Raw genomic sequence first — 17,813 nt, forward strand, 5'->3', positions numbered from 1 at the left:
CCACGTTGATGCCAATAAACTACTGGCATGGACCTGCCATGCTGGCATTCTGCGCATGACATCAGGCAAAAGAGGCATCGCTGCGGTCGCCAGTGTGGGTCGTATGGCAGTCCGTTAGTGGCGAGAGTCACCTGGCACACACTTCAGGCCGCAAATAACGTGATTCATTCGCCGCCAGTCACCGCTGCCGTCGCATATGCTGGTTGTGTGATTGCCCGTTAGCAGCGGGAATCGCCTGGAACATGCCAGAGGCCGGACAAGACGATTCATTAGCTGTCAGTCACAGCAACCTTCGGGGCAGTCTGCGCTTCCAGCCTGATGACGTGATGCCGGATAGCGCGTAAGAACAACAGACTGGGGATCACCATCAGCGCTGTAAGAATAAAGAAGGCGCTCCAGTTACCGTTAAGGCTGTCAACGATAAATCCGCTGCCAGACGCCAGTAATGTTCGTCCCGCCACACTAAGGGATGCCATCAGCGCGTACTGGGATGCACTGAATGCCCGGTTACACAGCAGTGAGATGAAAGCCACCATGGCAACGGCACTCCACGCCGCCGTAAAGCCATCCACGATGACGGTCGCGGCAAACAATACCTTGCTGGGGCCGGCCTGCGCCATCCAGGCAAACATCAGATTCGATGCCGCCATGGCAATGCCAGCTATCATCAGGCCCCGGTAGATACCGTAACGGATATTTACCATGCCGCCGATCAGGGAAAAGACAATTGTCACCCACCAGTTCAGCAGTTTGGATAAACTGCCTATTTCTGTATTGGTAAAGCCAATTTCCTTGTAAAAGACAATGCTCATTCTGCCTAAAAAGGCTTCGCCAATTTTAAACAGAAAGATAAACAGCAACATAGACAGCGCGATCTTTATGCCGTTACGAGTGAAGAAGTCGCGGAACGGCTCTACCAGCGTTACCATGATCCAGCTTGTGAGTTTGACAAGCAGGGTACGCTTACGGTTACCCAACATGGCGTTGTATCTGCCAATTGCCTCCTGATGCGCAGCCTCCCGATCGACATCCGGTTCTTTAGCAAATAAGGTGGCTGCGGTGAGAACCAGCATGATCCCGGCCAGCATCAGGTAGATTTCAGGCCAGTACCAGCCGGAACTGTCAGCCATGAAAAACGGAATGGCGCCGAGTCCGCCATAACCGGTCCACCAACCCGCGGTTGCAAGCGACGATGCTGCAGACAGTTTGTCTTTTTCATCCTCTTTGATTACGTCGATGCGATAGGCATCAATCGCGATATCCTGCGTAGCGGAGAACACAGCCAGTATCAGTCCGGTAACTGCCATACTGAACAGGGCGAGCTGCGCATTAAACTGCGACATAACCACACAGCAAAGGGCGATACCCAATTGCAAGAGACTTATCCAGCCACGGCGCTGACCCAGCCAGAGCGGTTTTACTCTGTCCAGTAGCGGTGACCACAGAAAATTAATTGAATAGACCGCAAAGATAGCGCCGAACAACCCGATGGCGGAACGCGACAAGCCTTCATCTTTAAGCCAGGCTGACATGACTGAACCAATCATGACCCACGGAAAGCCACTGGAAATACCAAACAGAAAAACGCTGAGTAAACGCCGGTCACGAAAAGATTTTAGGGTATGCAGCAAAATACAAAACCAATGACAAATTTACTGTATTGGATCACGTATCCGGACTGGGTGCAACCTGTCCGTGATGCCTCAATGGTAACTGGCAGAAGCGTGTTGTGGGATGAGGGGGAAAGTGAACGCTACGTGCCGTTGGAGCATGTGTCCTCATCAAAGAAGCAGGTACGTAGCGATGACGACGTTGTTGGCAACAACAATACCCAAAGCGTCTCGTGGTCCCTGCAGCCTGCGCAAAGTTTATTCAGGTATAAGCGCCGTCAGCGTTAGGGGAAAAGAAGAGGTATCGCAGTAAATAAGAAAGTGGAGTATTTGAAGGCGCGAAAGAAGGGTTAACAGCCGCTGGCAAAAGAGTATAGCATTGCGTTTCAGGGGCGAATGCCAATGCAGTCAAACGGGCAGATACCTTTACCCTCAAGATACAGTGTGCAATTTGCCAGTTCTTCCACCAGATAATTGTCATACTTTAGCTTTTCTTCAGGCCAGTAATGAGTCTGGTGAAGCAAATGCCAGAATACACGTTCTCTTTGGGTGTAAGGATGTTCCAGTGAGTATTCGACTTGTGCCCATTCTTCTAACGTGTCCCAGAAGAACAACTCAAGTTCGCTGAACGGGAGCTCACCTTCCCAGAATGCCCGCAGATAGAAGCAGAGCTGCTGGGCCTTATGTTTGATGAAGGGTTCAACTTTCACGGGATTACTGCCTGCTTGCCTTATCTTCGTTTTAGTATAGTCGGGGCTGTTACTGATTGCGTTGTCACTCTAACAAATTAGTCGGAGGACAATGAATTTTCTAGGAAAAAAATCTTTAGAGAGGGTTAAGTTTGACTTAACAGCCTTTGAATTACCAGCCTAAGTGACTGATCCAGCCGTAGATCTCACTACTTAACCAGTTCACAAAAGGCGTGTTGGCAGCCTGACCGGTGGCAGTGAGCGTGGACATAGAACCGAGGCGACGCTGACGATATTGCAGCTTAAGTGCAGTTTTTGCCGCGTGTGAGCGTTCTGCTGTGGTCATGGCTTCCCATGGGGTTACGTCTGGCAGGCTGATATCTAAGATGGGAAAGCCACTTTGTGCGATATACCCTGGAATGTTCTCGTTTACTTTCCGTTGTGGCCAGAACGGTACCAGCGTTACCAGAGAGTCAGGGGGAGCTATCGTTCCGTCATTCGCGGCACTCAGTACCTGCGCAGCCGTCATGCCACTGGCAATGACGATTCTGAAACCTTTGTGTGAGCTGATATGGTTAGAAATCACGCCCATCAGTAACGTAGTCTGTGTCTTGGAGGCTTCGAAGTTTACGGCAGGTGTCAGGCTGTCCTGCATCGGGTGTAGCGTGGTCACGGTTGCGGCAGCGCCGTCAGTGTTCTCGTCGCCCGAGTCAGGGGCTGCAGTTTCAGACGCTTGTGAAGGCGTCCCGCTTACCAGCAGTGAGGGGCTAATCAGCGTATGCCATCCTTTGTCATTCAGCTGTTTTGCCAGTTCACTGGCTGACGCCAGGTTCAGCGCCTGATTGCCCTCGTTGACCAGAATAACAATAACCCCACGCGCAAGTGGCAGGGTGGATTCAGAGTATAAAATAGGAACCGATATATCCCCAACCAGCAGCGTGTCATAATCTTCCGGGAAAAACTGTCTGGCAACGTCTTCCACACGCAGACTTGCCGCTGCCTTACCTGACAGACCGAGAAAAGTGACAAGTGCACAAAGTGTGAAAAGAAAATGCTTCAAAGCTGCCTCTGAATTGCGCTAACGCGATACTTTACTCTTATCGTCTCTGAATCAGGAAACTAAAGTCAAAATCGTGGTTTTTGATGCCGGGAGCGCCGCCGTGGCAGTGACGATCAACGTCTTCTTTTTTAACCTTTAACCGCTGCAAGCCGCCGCGGGTGAGGCTGTCGCGATGGCCTCACGAAAAGGGCACTCACTTTCAAATGTCAGCGGCGTGTCAGAGACAGGGTGTCTGAGGCTCAGGCGCAGCGCATGAAGCTGTAAACGCGGCGCGAGTGCTAACGCCGCGTCATGCGCATACAGGCGATCCCCAAGAATAGGATGACCGAGTGACAGCATATGCACCCGCAACTGATGTGAGCGTCCGGTGACCGGATAGAGGGCAACTGTCGTGATGCCGTCCGCACACTGAAGAACGTCGTAGCGAGTCAGGGCCGGTTTGCCGCGTTCGTGGTCTACCATTTGTTTCGGCCGGTTTGGCCAGTCGCAGATAAGCGGTAAACTAATTTCACCTTTTGGCGCTGCCACGTTGCCGTAAACCCTGGCAATGTAGGTTTTGCGGGTTTCGCGCTTTTCGAACTGCCGTGAAATATGACGATGGGCATCTTTGGTTAATGCCATGACCATCAGACCGGACGTGGCCATGTCCAGCCGGTGCACCACCGTCGCGGTGGGAAACACCCGCTGTACACGACTTATAAGGCAGTCTTTATGCTCTTGCGCTTTGCCAGGCACGCTGAGCAGTCCGCTTGGCTTATTAAGCACCACCATGGCATCGTCCTGGTAGATAATTTCCAGGTACGGTGTTTGTGGTGGCCGGTACACAAAATCCGGGTTTGGCATGACAGCGCTCTCTTACTGGTTCCGGTGACTAAGGGTTATTCACCACAATGCGAAGCGCATCAAGCTGCACGTCTGCCTGTTGAATTACTTTATCCAGCGCCTGCTGCTGACGTTCGATAAATTCAATTTCGCTATCTCGTACCGCCGGGTTACGTTTTTGCAGGTCACGTAAACGCTGAGCATCGCCCTCGAGGGTGTTGTGCATAACATCCAGTGCATCATGCTGAATTTGATTGCTGCGCTGATGCGCCATTTTGCGCGCGGTCTCCAGGTGCAGCGATAGCGGCTGGTGCAGCGCTTTGGTCAGCTGCTGCGAAATTTTCCGGCCAATAGGGCGGTGAATATCAAATTCCAGATCGACCTCGTGACCCTGCGCATCCAGACAAATACGCACAGGTGTTTGCGGCAGAAAGCGCCCCAGTTGCAGGCTTTTTGGGGCATTGGCGTCAAGCACAAACAGGGCTTCCAGCCAGTAAGCGCCTTTGGGCAGGTCCGGCTCTTTGATAAAGCCCATACTGGCTTTGCCGTTGACATCAGTAAGGATCATATCAATGGCGTTGTGCACCAGCGGATGATCCCAGCTTAAATAGTGCACATGTTCCAGCGTCGTTGCCGCACGCCGCTTGTACGTTACCGTCATCCCTTCCGGATCCAGCCCCGGCAGTTGCGACACCATTGACTCGGTCGGGCGCAGAATAAAGCAGTCATTGCCCTGTTCTTCCTGCTGTACGCCGATAGCATCGAACATCCGGCCCATAAACCGAGAGAGGTCCTGAGCGCTGTCCAGCTCAATAATAGATTCCAGCAATCCTTCCACGCGGCCTTCACCAGAAGCGTTTAATTCCAACAGGCGATCGCGACCTTCTTCAAGCTGGGTTTTGAGCTGGTGGTTAATGGTTCGGCTGGCTTCAATCAGCTCTTCGCGGGCTATAATGTCATCGGGTTGCAGGCACACGCCAAGTAGCTGTGTCTGGACCTGTTCGTACACGCCAGCACCGGTCGGACAGGTATTCTCAAAGGCATCCAGACCTTCATGATACCAGTCAAGCAATACATGCTGTGCGGTGTCTTCGAGGTAGGGGACATGGATCTGGATATCCTGTTGCTGACCAATCCGGTCAAGTCGGCCAATTCGTTGTTCCAGCAAATCCGGCGTCATCGGTAAATCGAAAAGAACCAGGTGATGGGCAAACTGGAAGTTACGGCCCTCACTGCCTATTTCACTACACAGCAGTATTTGTGCGCCATCTTCCTCTTCAGAGAAGTAATGCGCGGCTTTGTCACGCTCGACGATACTCATGCCTTCATGGAAAACGCTGTGACGAATGCCGGTTTGCTGGCGGATAACTTCGCCCAGCTGTTGCGCGGTGACGGCACTGGCACAAATCAGCAGCACTTTTTCTGGTTTGACGGAGGGCAGAAACTCCAGTAACCAGCTGACGCGCGGATCCACCTGAGTCCAGCTGGATACCAGACCTGGCTGACGTTCAGGGTAAAGCGCGTCGATTAAGTCGGTGTTGGTAACAACGTTTTCGTAGGCTTCAGGGATCGTCAGCGGGTAACTGACAAGCTGACGCTGGGGAAAGCCTTCGATGTTAGCCCGGCGGTTACGGAATAACAGTCGCCCGGTACCGTGACAGTCAATTAACTGGTGCAGTAAGGCGTGACGCGCGTCAGCGTCAGTCAAGTCGCCTGCGTGCTGCATCACATCCGGTGCCAGTGTTTCCAGGGCTTTGCGTTGTTTCGCATCTGGCTCGGCATCCGATAGCAGCGGGGCCACCGCATCGGCCAGCTGACTGTATCTGGATTCTTCTTCCAGAAAGGCGTTGTAGTCGTGGAAGCGGGCAGGATCCAGCAGGCGCAGACGTGCGAAATGACTTTCATGGCCCAACTGGTCCGGCGTTGCTGTTAGCAGCAGTACCGACGGTGTGATCTCAGCCAGCGCCTCAATGCACTGGTACTCTTTCGAGGGCGCTTCAGGTGACCACGCAAGATGATGGGCTTCGTCTACCACCAGCATATCCCATTCGGCGGTAAGCGCCTGCTGTAAGCGCTTCGGATGCTGACTCAGTAAATCCAGGCTGCAGAGTACCAGTTGATCATTGTCAAACGGGTTGCCGCCTTCCTCGTCAAGCGCCTCGCAACGGCTTTCATCAAAAATCGAAAAGGCCAGGTTTACCCGGCGCAGCATTTCAACCAGCCACTGGTGCAGCAAGGAGTCAGGCACGGCTATCAACACGCGGGAGACTTTGCCGGTTTTGATTTGCTGGTGAATAATGAGGGCAGCTTCGATGGTCTTACCCAACCCCACCTCGTCTGCCAGTAACACGCGAGGTGCATGTCGACTGCCCACTTCCGATGCAATATGTAGCTGGTGCGGGATAAGTTCGATGCGTGCACCTGCCAGACCTATCGTATCTGACTGCAGGTAATCATACTGATGACGCAATGAGTTAAGGCGCAAATCGAACCATTTGGGTTTATCCAGCTGGTTGTTGAAAAGACGCTTTTCCGGCTGGTTCAGACGAATATGATGGTCTAATAACGTTTCGGACAGTCGCACATCGGCTTTGGTATCTTCACGCAGACCGTGATAGATGATGACACCCTGACTCTCCTCGACCTCGGATACCGTCATAGACCAGCCATCCTGGCTCTTCACGGTTTCGCCTGGCTCGAACGTCAGGCGTGTGAGCGGGGCTTCTTGCTTGGTATAAATACGGCTTTCACCGGTAGCCGGGAAAAGCATTTCGACGGATCGGAAATCGACACTAATGACGGCACCCAGACCTAATTCTGTCTCAGTATTGCTTAACCAGCGTTGACCCACCGAAAATGGTTTATCTGTACTCATATTTCACCTACCTGACAAACGGGGGGCGGTATTGTACGCATTGCGGCGCGAACTGAAAAGCGCTGAGTGAAACGCATTGTTGGTGCACCCCGGCTGATAAAGCCTGACATCGTCCGGGCTTTCACGACCGGGTGAACTTGTCCTGCTCTCTCGCTAAAGCTGTGGCAATATCAAAAAACAACGCCTTAGACGGTGTTATCTCACGTTATCGTTACAAAAAAAGGCGAAGGGCTGGTACGCTGCAGCTCGACAATAATCATTGCTGAGTGTAGCACAGCGTGCTAATGGCAGCGGTTGGACTCCCAGAGTTTTTCGAGGCGGCGGGTGGGCAGAGTCTGATTATTAAAATGTTTTATCTGTTGCAGTGTCTGGCATATCGCTGCCCGGGCTTCTTCGACCTTAATCGCGCGTTGCGACTCTGTGATGTTTTGATCCTCAAACGCCCGGACCAGCGCTTGCTGATGGCGCGATAAGGTGGCGTTCATGGCTTTAAGCAATGTGTCATCAATAACCTGGCTAAGCACTTTTGTACCGGTTTTAAGCGGAACCGACGCGCGCGCTTTCGCTTTCTTAATGGTGCTGGCTTTTACCTGCCGCTGGTCGTCTCGTCTGGCATAATAGGCTTGGACCAGCGTGCCAAGAGCGCTGATGCCGGCAACGACTAAGCCTGCAACATCCATCCTGATTTTTTCCCTTTTTCATACGCGTTTGCAATATCATGCCGCAACCATGAGGAATGTAAACCCGCATTTTTCTACTCAGATTGGACGAGTCTGCTGAAAAGGCGCAGGCGTAAAAAATTTGCAGAAAAAAAGTGCGAATGTGCAAAAACTGGATTAAGGTGGAATTGAAAGTCGACGCGACACGGAGTGGTAGTCCGACTCGACCGGTATCCTCTCCAAAGCGAGACTCTTGATTGCACGTCAGCAGTTAGGCGGGCCTGGTTTTACTCACTGGAGCGACGGATGCCACGACAAAAATCCACTGATACAAAGATCTACGTCTTAGACACCAACATCCTGCTACACGAACCCCACGCATTCTTATCTTTTAAAGAGCACGACGTTGTCGTTCCGATGACGGTGCTTGAAGAGCTCGATTATATCAAGGACAGCAAGAAAGATGTTGCCCGTGATGCGCGTGTATCTATTCGCGCCATGGAGGATTTGCTTCATGAAGCCACGCCGGAAGATATGCTGGCCGGGGTGTCGATGGAAGGGATGGGGGCAGGTGAAACCGCGCCAACAGGGTGTCTTTCTATTTTTACTGACCTGACGATGGCTGAGTCGCAGCAGGTTTTTACCAGCAACGAGAATGATAATCGCATCATTAATGTCGCGCTGCATTTGCAAAAGACATACGCCCCCCAGCAAGTGGTGCTGGTGACGAAAGACATAAACATGCGTCTGAAAGCCAAAGGGGCCGGCCTTGCGCATGTTGAAGACTACCGTACCGACCAGTTGATCAGTGACATAAAATACCTCTCAAAGGGATATCATAATTTTGAGGGGAATTTCTGGGAACAGGTGAAAAGCGTGGACAGTCGCACCGAGGGGCGCGATACCATTCATACTGTGCCTCGTTCCGTGTTGCCGGAGGCTTATGTCAATGAATTTCTGCTGGACGATACCAAACAGTTTGCCGGCCTTGTCGAAGCAAAAACCGAAGACTCGCTGGAAGTGCTGGATCTGGGCTACGACAGGCTGATGGGGCGACATGCCTGGGGCATTACACCGAAAAATATCGGGCAGGCCATGGCGCTGCATTCGTTGCTTGACCCTCACATTGATCTGGTGATCCTGACCGGACCAGCGGGCAGTGGTAAAACGCTATTGGCGCTGGCTGCGGCGTTGGAGATGGTGGTTGAGCGTAACATGTACGATAAAATTATCGTTACGCGCAGTACCCCCGAAATTGCTGAGTCAATCGGCTTTTTACCAGGAACTGAGGAAGAGAAAATGCTGCCATGGCTGGCTGCAATTACCGATTCTCTGGAAGTGCTGCACAAACATGACGAGAATACCAAGGGCTCGATGAACTACATCATGGAAAAGGCCAACATCCAGTATAAGTCAGTAAACTTTATGCGTGGACGCAGTATCCAGAATGCTATTGTGATCCTGGATGAATCGCAGAACCTGACCGCCTCACAGCTGAAAACAATTATCACCCGCTGTGGTGAAGGCACCAAGCTGATTGTTGGTGGAAACCTCGCGCAAATTGACAGCAACTACCTAAGTGCTGTCACCTCAGGTCTCACTTATCTGGTTGAGAAATTTAAGGACTTTTCCGGTAGTGCGACCATTAATCTGGATGGCGTAGTACGCTCGCGACTGGCAGAGTTTGCTGAAGAGCAGCTATAACCGCGATGTTACCAGACCTCAGGTCACCTCAAAGCGCTGCGATTCTCGCGGCGCTTTTTCGTCATAATCACATTACTTGGTTTAGCAACTGATTCTTACTGAATGGTTTCGAGTGTATAACGGCGGTTGGCAATCGCCATTATGGTATCAGGAGACACTTTGCCAAAGGGCAGCAATGCCGGTCCGGTGGGGTCGAACATCACATAGGTGATGCCGTTTTGCGTGATAGTCTTATCCCCCGCTCGCGGTGGTAAGGCGATCCCCAGAAGTGCATGGTTTTCCAGCAGCACCAGCACCATCGGTGTTGAAGGCAAAAAGGCGCGCATGATGGAAGCGGTCAGTACTGCTTTACTGTCACAGTCTCCCTGATTCTGTGATAACAGGGTAAATGGCGGCGAGAAACCGGAACCATGGCTCTCAGAGCGGTCTTCCAGTGTATTGTAGGGAATGCTTTGTACCCAGCCGAGCAACAAATTCATATAGTGACGCGCATCTGAATGTTGTTGTAGCTGGTCGTAAAATGCCTGCGATAAGGGGATAAGCGCCATGGTACTTTCACGAATATAGCGCACGTGATCTGGCTTGATCGCATTCTGATTAAGCGGAGTCAGGTATTCGGTATAATAGTGCTTATCCAGATAATTGTTGAAGGCAGCAACTTTGGCGCTGCTTAGCTGATCCTGAATATCCGCAACGATGGCGTCACTGGCTGCGCGCACGCCTACCTGAATCTCATCGCCACGCTGCTGAACATTAATGCGTGCAATTCGCGGATCGATATCCCGCGCGGCCTTTGTCATCTCCACTGCCACGTAACGCTGGGCAATATCCGGGCGGTACGTAGTTTGTTGCAGCGGAATATCCTGAAGGGCTTCCCGCTCAAGCGCAAACTGAATGGCCTGCTGCTCTCCCTGTTCATCCAGCCAGACGTATTCAAACTGATAGTGCGTATCAGTATTAAGCCGTTTGAACAGGCGTTGCTGAGCCGCTGTCGAGAAAGACAGTATCACCGCACCTGTGGCGATGAGCCACAGACGCAGTAGGCGGGGAGAAATCCAGCATTGCATAGCCTCATTATGGATAGGCTGTAGGAAAGTACAAGTTTTTGTCTTTAGCACTGAGCGGCGAAGTACGCCGCAGGTTGCGGGCGTGCCACAGAAATCGCTAATTTGGTTGCTGCTGGGCAGCGGTAGTCGTGAACCAGTCCAGCGACGGGTGCAGGGTGACGACACCGCCAACAATAATCAGGGTAGGCGGTTGCAGCTCAGCCACTTCCTGTTTTTCGCATATGGTGGCAAGCGTGCCGGTAACAACACGCTGGTTCTGCAGCGTGGCGGATTGCACTAATGCGATCGGCGTGTGCTCAGATAATCCGTGTTCGATAAGCTTTTGGCAGATGATCGGCAGGCCAGTGAGCCCCATGTAAAACACCAGCGTTTGTTCAGGTTGCGCCAGTGACTCCCACTTCAGGTTGACCGTATTGTCTTTGAGATGACCCGTGGTAAACACAACAGATTGCGCATGATCGCGGTGGGTTAGCGGGATCCCTGCATAACTTGCTGCCCCACTGGCTGCAGTGATACCCGGAACCACCTGAAAGCCAATGCCGGCATCTATCAGTGTTTGGATCTCTTCGCCGCCGCGTCCGAAGATGAAGGGATCGCCGCCTTTGAGCCTAACTACGCGGTTGCCTTTTTTCGCTTCGCGCACCATCAGTGCATTGATATCCTCTTGCGGAAGCGTGTGATTGCTGCGGGCTTTACCGACATAGACTTTCTCCGCGTCACGGCGAACCAGTTCGAGTATTTGCGGTGACACCAGGCGGTCATAAACGACAACATCTGCTTTTTGCATTAGCCGGAGGGCTCGGAAGGTTAACAGATCCGGATCGCCAGGTCCGGCACCTACCAGATATACCTGACCTTCTGGTTTGTCATTTTCCGCCGCAGCCTGTAGCGCTTTTTCGAAGGCACTGTCGGCTTTGTCTTCCTGACCTTTTTCCACCAGTTCGGCAATATCGCCATCCAGCACATCTTCCCAGAAGTATCGACGAGCGGTGACCCCGGACAGCGCGTGTTTCACTTTTTCCCGGAATTTTTCCGAAAATGCGCCCAGTCTGCTCAGGTTAGCCGGCAATACCGTTTCCAGTTTTTGTCGCAGGTAACGAAGCAAAACGGGGGCAACACCGCCGCTGCTCATGGCGACAATGATGGGAGAACGATCCACAATCGATGGGGTAATGAACTGGCAAAGCGGTGTGTTATCTACCACGTTTACCAGGACTTTCTGCTCTCTGGCCACATCGTGAACGTGCTGATTTACCGCATTATCATCGGTGGCAACAAATACCATATCCTGCTGATGCAAATCGGTATCGATGAATTTACGCTCAATAAGCGTGACGTTGGGATGCGCAGACAGTTGCTTTACCGTGTCGCACACCCACGGTGCCACCACTGTGACAGTTGCAGGGGTTTTCATTATCAACTCAAGCTTGCGCGCAGCGACTTCACCGGCACCCACAATCAGGCAACGGAGGTTTTTGGCATCAAGAAAGAGTGGAAAGTAGTCCATGAGATCAACGTGCTAAAACAAGAATTGGCGCTATTTTGCGCCAATTCTTATAAGTTAAAAAACAATTTATCGCGCCAAGTTATTTGAAAAAGTTATAACGTGACAGCAAGACCATTGTTATGAGCGCTTTTTGCGTCCGCCCTTATTGCCGTCACGATTTCCGTCGCGGTTATCACGGCGCTTTGGCGGCGTATCTGACCATTCGCGAATGTTCAGACGCTGACCAGCAACGCGGGTGCCGGTTAACAGGTCACGCGTTTCACCTGGCATACCGGCAGGCAAATCAACGGTACTGAAATTATCGTAAATTTCGATAGCGCCAATGTGCTTCGAGCTGATATTCGCCTCGTTAGCAATAGCGCCAACAATGTTACCCGGCTTTGCACCATGCACATGACCTACTTCGATACGGTAGCGTTGCATGCCTTCTTCCGGACGGCGCTGCGCGCGCGGGGTTTTACCTTTACGGTCGCCGCGCTCGCCACGGTCACGTCCCTGACTGCCACGCTCTTTATCGCGCGGTGGCTTGCTGTTTAAGTCCGGTCTGTCGCCTTCTTTTAGCAACAAGGGCTCATCACCCTGGGCAACCTTAATCAGAGCGGCAATCAACACTTCCGGTGACGCTTCAGACTCACTTTGAATCATGTCTACAATTGGCATCAGTGATTCAAGATTGTCATCTTTGGTGGCTTCCAGCACAGATTGCTTAAAGCGCGTCAGGCGTGTCTCATTCAGCTCACTGATAGATGGAATCGGCATTTGCTCAATAGGCTGACGCGTGGTTTTTTCGATAGCAAAAAGCAAACGCTTTTCGCGATGCGAAATAAACAGAATGGCTTCGCCGCTTCTTCCTGCACGACCTGTCCGTCCGATACGGTGAACATAAGACTCGGTATCGTAAGGGATATCGAAGTTAATTACGTGACTGACACGCTCAACATCCAGGCCGCGGGCTACTACATCAGTGGCAACCAGAATATCAATTTTACCCTGTTTCAGTTTATCTACTGTGCGTTCACGCGCAGCCTGCGGAATATCACCGTTCAGAGGCTCAACATCAAAACCACGGGCGGCCAGCTTTTCAGCCAACTCAACCGTTGCCGTTTTGGTGCGCACAAAGATGATCATGCCATCAAACGGTTCCACTTCCATGATGCGGGTAAGTGCTTCCAGTTTGTGGTGCTGGGCAACCTGACAGAAACGCTGGCGAATGGTGCTGGCGGTGCTGACTTTTGACGCAATTTTTACGTGCTTGGGATCTTTTAAGTAACGCTGGGTGATTTTCTTAATCGGCCCGGGCATGGTCGCAGAGAAAAGTGCAGTCTGACGCTCGGCTGGCGCGTGGCTTAGGATGAGCTCTACATCGTCGATAAAGCCCATGCGGAGCATCTCGTCGGCTTCGTCCAGCACCAGAAATTTAAGACCGCTTAAGTCCAGTGTTTTACGCTTGATGTGATCGATGATACGACCCGGTGTGCCAACAACCACCTGCACGCCACGCTTGAGCTGGCGAATCTGGTTGTCATACGACTGGCCGCCGTATACCGGCAGCACTTTGATTTTCTTACTGAAGCTGGCATACACCTGGAACGCTTCGGCAACCTGAATTGCCAGTTCGCGGGTTGGCGCTAAAACAAGAAGTTGCGGGCTTTTCTCGTCGGCATCAATATTTGCCAACATTGGCAGTGCAAAGGCGGCCGTTTTCCCCGTGCCTGTTTGTGCCTGACCCAGCAGATCATGACCCTGCAGTAGCAACGGAATGCTTTCTGCCTGAATTGGAGAGGGTTTCTCGTAGCCAACTTTCTCTAAGGCTTGTAAGATGGGTTCAGGTAGGTTGAGGTCGCTAAATGTCAATTCGACAGTAGTGGTCATTAAGGGTCCTGGTGCTAAGGCGGGCGCTAAGTCGGGATGACTTGCCGGCAAAGGTTGCAAAACCTGTATTATATTAGAATAACGGACGAGTTGCCATGCAATGTTGCATACTCTGTCCAAAGGGAACCAGAATTATAATTATCAGTAGGTGTACAGGATGAATAGAACAGGCTTTATGAGGCGGTCGCTGATTTCGGTAACGCTGGCCGCGTGTGTAATCACGGGGCTTAGCGGTTGTAGCGAAAAAACGGTTGAAGAGCATCTTAAAGCAGCGAAAGCGCACACCGACGCTGAAGACTCCCAGGCTGCTGTCATCGAATATAAAAATGCCATTCAGCTTGACCCTACTGCTGCGCAGCCCAGGTTTGAGCTTGGTAAGCTCTATCTGGCACAGGGCGATTATGCCGGTGCCGAAAAGGAACTAAACCGGGCGATAGATCTTGGGCAACCAGCATCTGACGTGATCCCGTTACTTTCTCAGGCCTACCAGCGAACCGGTGCGGAAAATGCCCTCGCGGGGGTTGACCATAACACTACCGGGCTTACTGCTGTAGAAAAGGCTGAAGTTGGCTTTTATAAACTTCAGGCGCTGATGCAACTGGAGAAAACCGAAGAAGCTGAAGCGTTGATTGAAGAACTATCAGCCCTGGATACCTCATCAGTATATAAAGGTCTCATTGATTCCCACCAATCAATCATCCAACAAGATTATGAAACAGCCCTGACGCAAACTCAGGCCTTGCGCAAGCAGGCTCCGTCAAATAAAGATGTGCTGATGCAGCTGTCGCGGCTCCATCTGATGCTCAAGCAACCAGAAGAAGCGGTAGAGGTCTATCAGGCCTATATCGATCGTTATCCTTCTGATATCACCAGCCGCTTTGCACTGATCTCACTGTTGATTGAACTGCGTCAACTTGATGCCGCGAAACCGCACGTAGATGAGCTGTTAAAAATTAATGACGATCATGGTCTGCTGAATCAGTACAAAGGGATTATTGCTTCTTCTGAAGGCGACTACGAAACCGCACTGATGCGACTGGAAAAAGCGATTCAGAACGGGCGTAACGATCCGGTCGTGCGCCTCATCGCCGGGTTCAGCGCCTATCAAATGCAGGATTATAATGCCGCCAGTCGTCATCTGACGATGATTGCGTCGCAATTGCCGGATAATCATCCGGGGCTGCGTATGCTGGCTGACAGCCTGTTGCAGCAGGGGGAAAGTGAAGATGCTACCGCCATCTTGGATCGTGTGGAAGGCAGCATGCAGGAAGATGCCGCACTTTTCTCCAAAGCCGGGTTTCAACTGCTCCGCGAGGGTAATATCGTCGACGCGCAGAAAATGATTGATCGCACAGAGACAGTCAGTACCACCTCTGATGATCTGGCCAGATTAGGGATCCTGCAGTTATCGTTAAATAACGTAAGTGGATTGGTTAACCTTGAAGCTGCCGTAGAGAAAGCGCCGGAATCGGTCGCGACACAACGCACGCTGATGACGGCATATGTTGCTACCGGCGAGCTCGAAAAAGCCCGTGCACTGGCTGAGCAAATCCGGGAAGCGAAGCCGGATACCGTGCTTCCCTACGTTTATCTCGCCGATATCAGTTTGCTTGAGGGAAACCTTGAGCAGTCACAAAACTACCTTTCACAGGCCAAAAGTGTCGATGCAAGTGCGCCGACGGTGCGGATGCTGGAGGCGCGTTACGCGCTGGCTAACGATAATCAGGGTGAGGCTGTCAGCGTGCTCAATGCGCTTATTGAAGACATGCCTGACAATGTGGATGCCATCACGCTGCTGTACTCAATTAAAAAAGAGACAGGCGGCGAGTCAGTGGTCCGTTACGTTGAACAGCGACTTAACGCAGACCCGGGTAATCTGGCAATGCGGATATTATTATCGCGTATGTATTTCGCCAACGACGAGCTGGATAGCGCCCTGGCAACATTAAGTGAAGTGAAGCCAGATAAGAGCTCACCAATGACGTACTGGAATCTCAAAGGCCAGGCATTGGTAAAAAATAATGATGTTCAACAGGCAACTGCACATTTCAGTCAATGGCTGGAGCGTTACCCACAGGATAAAAACGCCGCACTGGGTATGCTTCTGATTCTGGATGTTCAGAAGAAGTTTGCTGAAGCGATTTCGCTAACCGAGGCGTTTCTGAACAAACGACCCGATACACAAATACGGGTATTAAAGGCCTATTTTCACGCGATGAACAAAGAGCCTCAAAAAGCCCGGACGATTATCGAACCGCTGCCTGACAATGTGAAGTCACTGCCGTTTGTACGCGGCATTCTGGGCCGGGTGCTGGTGCTGGAGAACAAGCCTGCTGATGCCATAGCGCACATTCAGGTTGCCTATGAGGCGAAGCCCAACGAGCAAAATGCCTTGTTACTGGCCGCGGCTCATGAGCTTGCAGGACAGGGGGAAGAAGCGCTGGCGCTTTTAGCGCTACACGCGAATGCCGAGCCGCAGGATATCCGGGTGCATATGCTGTATGCCGAGCGCCTGATCCCCCATGACAGGAATAAAGCGAAGCTCGCTTACGAGCATGTGTTGAAGGTTGTGCCGAATAATTATGTGGCACTGAATAACCTGGCATACATTTACTTTGAAGAAGACAATCTGGAGAAGGCTGAACCGCTGGCGGCCCGGGCTGTTGAACAGCAGCCCAGAAACCCTGACATCGTGGATACGCTGGCGCAAATCGAAATGAGACGTGGTAACACGCAAAAAGCCTTATCGCTGTACGAGGGGATCGCCAATGAGGAAATCGGCTCGGATGATGTCTTTCTTAATTATGTTGAGGCATTGCTGGTGGCGGACAACCTGGCACTGGCCAGGCGTAAGCTGGAAGACCGGCCAATAACGTCAGAAGCAGCGAAAACACGTCTGAAAGATATTAAACAGGCCTTCGGGATCTGAAAAAGCAGCCAGGACAGCGTCATTCGATGATGTCCTGGCCTTAGCATTATGCCGGGTTCAGGCTAGTGGCTGCCCGTATCAGAAGCCACTAACACACTGTTGCCATCAGATGTTTTTCTCATCATGTTTTATAGCCTGTATTTCGCGCCGCATCACACGGAGCTCTTCCATCACATCCTCTAATGTCGGCTCGTTATTTTCTTCGGCCTCTTCTTTTCTGATCTTCTCGTTTTCCTGCTCCATCACATTGACCACAATGCCGATGACCATATTCAAAAAAGCAAACGCGGTTAAGAAAATGAAGCTGATATAAAAGAACGGACTTAATGGGTAGACTTCCATGGTTTCATACATCACATCAGTCCAGTCTTCAAACGTCATAACCCGGAACAAGGTTAACAGCGAGATAGTGATATCGCCCCACAGTGTCGGATTAATGTTTTCAAACAAGGTGCTGCCGATTGCCGCGTAGATATAGAAAATAATAAACATCAGCAGCATGACGTAGCCCAGCTGTGGCAGTGCCTTTACCAGCGATACCAGCAGCAGGCGGAGCTCCGGGATGATTGATATCATCCGCAATACACGAAACACGCGAACCAGGCGTGCTACCAGCGCCATCTCGGTATCGTCAGCAGGGATGAGAGATATGATGACGATAACAGTATCGAACCAGTTCCAGAAACTCTTGAAAAAGTCGCGTTTACGCTTCTCGCCCAGAAAGCGGATGGTGATTTCGGTCAGAAAAAATGCGCTGATAAACCAGTCCAGAAACACAGTGACAGTCGCGACACCGGCAGGCATGTCATACGTCTTGGCACCGACCAGTAACGCGGACGCAATGATGACGACGATGACAAAGGTTTCGAAAAGTTTGTTCGCTCGAATACGCTCAAATTTTGCTTGAAGAACAGAGGCTTGCATTTCTTATGTTTCACCTGGGAGTCAATAGGGTTGATTAAATGGTTTACTGGTTGCGAAACTGCCCGTTTGCTGGCTAAAATGTAAACGAAGACAAA

The 17,813-nt window shown here is 51.5% G+C and carries 13 protein-coding genes; 3 read left to right on the forward strand and 10 right to left on the reverse strand.

The annotated features are described in order from the left end of the window. Positions 1-269: 269 nt before the first annotated feature. Complete coding sequence (locus ACLBLI_RS03125; RefSeq protein ID WP_414829706.1) at positions 270-1,631, reverse strand: AmpG family muropeptide MFS transporter; 1,362 nt, start codon at positions 1,629-1,631, stop codon at positions 270-272. 12 nt (positions 1,632-1,643) lie between these two features. On the opposite strand from ACLBLI_RS03125, the gene ACLBLI_RS03130 reads away from it, so the two are divergent. Next, positions 1,644-1,898: a hypothetical protein gene (locus tag ACLBLI_RS03130; RefSeq protein WP_414829707.1), complete on the forward strand. Its 255-nt coding sequence runs from the start codon at positions 1,644-1,646 to the stop codon at positions 1,896-1,898. Between the two features lie 98 nt (positions 1,899-1,996). Here the strand turns inward: ACLBLI_RS03130 and ACLBLI_RS03135 are convergent, their stop codons facing one another. The 5 genes from ACLBLI_RS03135 to ACLBLI_RS03155 all read right to left on the reverse strand — a co-directional run bounded on the left by ACLBLI_RS03135 (position 1,997) and on the right by ACLBLI_RS03155 (position 7,736). Further along, on the reverse strand, positions 1,997-2,320 hold the full coding sequence (locus ACLBLI_RS03135) for a hypothetical protein (RefSeq protein ID WP_414829708.1): 324 nt from the start codon (positions 2,318-2,320) through the stop codon (positions 1,997-1,999). A 151-nt stretch (positions 2,321-2,471) separates the two neighbouring features. Further along, the gene (locus tag ACLBLI_RS03140; RefSeq protein WP_414829709.1) at positions 2,472-3,359 is read right to left on the reverse strand and encodes a DUF3530 family protein; all 888 of its coding nucleotides are present in this window, start codon (positions 3,357-3,359) and stop codon (positions 2,472-2,474) included. Between the two features lie 135 nt (positions 3,360-3,494). Next, positions 3,495-4,202 (reverse strand): bifunctional tRNA pseudouridine(32) synthase/23S rRNA pseudouridine(746) synthase RluA, encoded by a 708-nt coding sequence (gene rluA, locus ACLBLI_RS03145; RefSeq protein WP_414829710.1) that lies wholly within the window; start codon positions 4,200-4,202, stop codon positions 3,495-3,497. Positions 4,203-4,230: 28 nt separating this feature from the next. Next, positions 4,231-7,056, reverse strand: a complete 2,826-nt coding sequence (gene rapA / locus ACLBLI_RS03150; protein WP_414829711.1) for an RNA polymerase-associated protein RapA — start codon at positions 7,054-7,056, stop codon at positions 4,231-4,233. A 281-nt stretch (positions 7,057-7,337) separates the two neighbouring features. Next, positions 7,338-7,736, reverse strand: a complete 399-nt coding sequence (locus ACLBLI_RS03155) for a hypothetical protein (protein WP_414829712.1) — start codon at positions 7,734-7,736, stop codon at positions 7,338-7,340. A gap of 285 nt (positions 7,737-8,021) precedes the next feature. On the opposite strand from ACLBLI_RS03155, the gene ACLBLI_RS03160 reads away from it, so the two are divergent. Then, complete coding sequence (locus ACLBLI_RS03160; protein ID WP_414829713.1) at positions 8,022-9,419, forward strand: PhoH family protein; 1,398 nt, start codon at positions 8,022-8,024, stop codon at positions 9,417-9,419. A gap of 95 nt (positions 9,420-9,514) precedes the next feature. Here the strand turns inward: ACLBLI_RS03160 and ACLBLI_RS03165 are convergent, their stop codons facing one another. The 3 genes from ACLBLI_RS03165 to ACLBLI_RS03175 form a co-directional block, all read right to left on the reverse strand. Beyond that, entirely contained in the window at positions 9,515-10,486 is a 972-nt protein-coding gene (locus tag ACLBLI_RS03165) for a hypothetical protein (RefSeq protein WP_414829714.1), read from the reverse strand. Positions 10,487-10,583: 97 nt separating this feature from the next. After that, entirely contained in the window at positions 10,584-11,993 is a 1,410-nt protein-coding gene (cysG, locus tag ACLBLI_RS03170; RefSeq protein WP_414829715.1) for a siroheme synthase CysG, read from the reverse strand. A gap of 117 nt (positions 11,994-12,110) precedes the next feature. Continuing rightward, a complete protein-coding gene (locus ACLBLI_RS03175; protein WP_414829716.1) occupies positions 12,111-13,865 on the reverse strand; it encodes a DEAD/DEAH box helicase in 1,755 nt (584 codons plus the stop codon). A 157-nt stretch (positions 13,866-14,022) separates the two neighbouring features. Here ACLBLI_RS03175 and prsT point away from each other — a divergent pair, with 157 nt between their 5' ends. Beyond that, positions 14,023-16,794: an XrtA/PEP-CTERM system TPR-repeat protein PrsT gene (gene prsT, locus ACLBLI_RS03180; RefSeq protein ID WP_414829717.1), complete on the forward strand. Its 2,772-nt coding sequence runs from the start codon at positions 14,023-14,025 to the stop codon at positions 16,792-16,794. Positions 16,795-16,899: 105 nt separating this feature from the next. Here the strand turns inward: prsT and ACLBLI_RS03185 are convergent, their stop codons facing one another. Then, positions 16,900-17,718, reverse strand: coding sequence for an ion transporter (locus ACLBLI_RS03185; RefSeq protein WP_414829718.1), 819 nt, complete (start codon positions 17,716-17,718; stop codon positions 16,900-16,902). Between the last annotated feature and the right edge of the window lie 95 nt (positions 17,719-17,813).

The organism is Alteromonas sp. H39 (genome assembly GCF_047556435.1).
Lineage (GTDB): Bacteria > Pseudomonadota > Gammaproteobacteria > Enterobacterales > Alteromonadaceae > Alteromonas.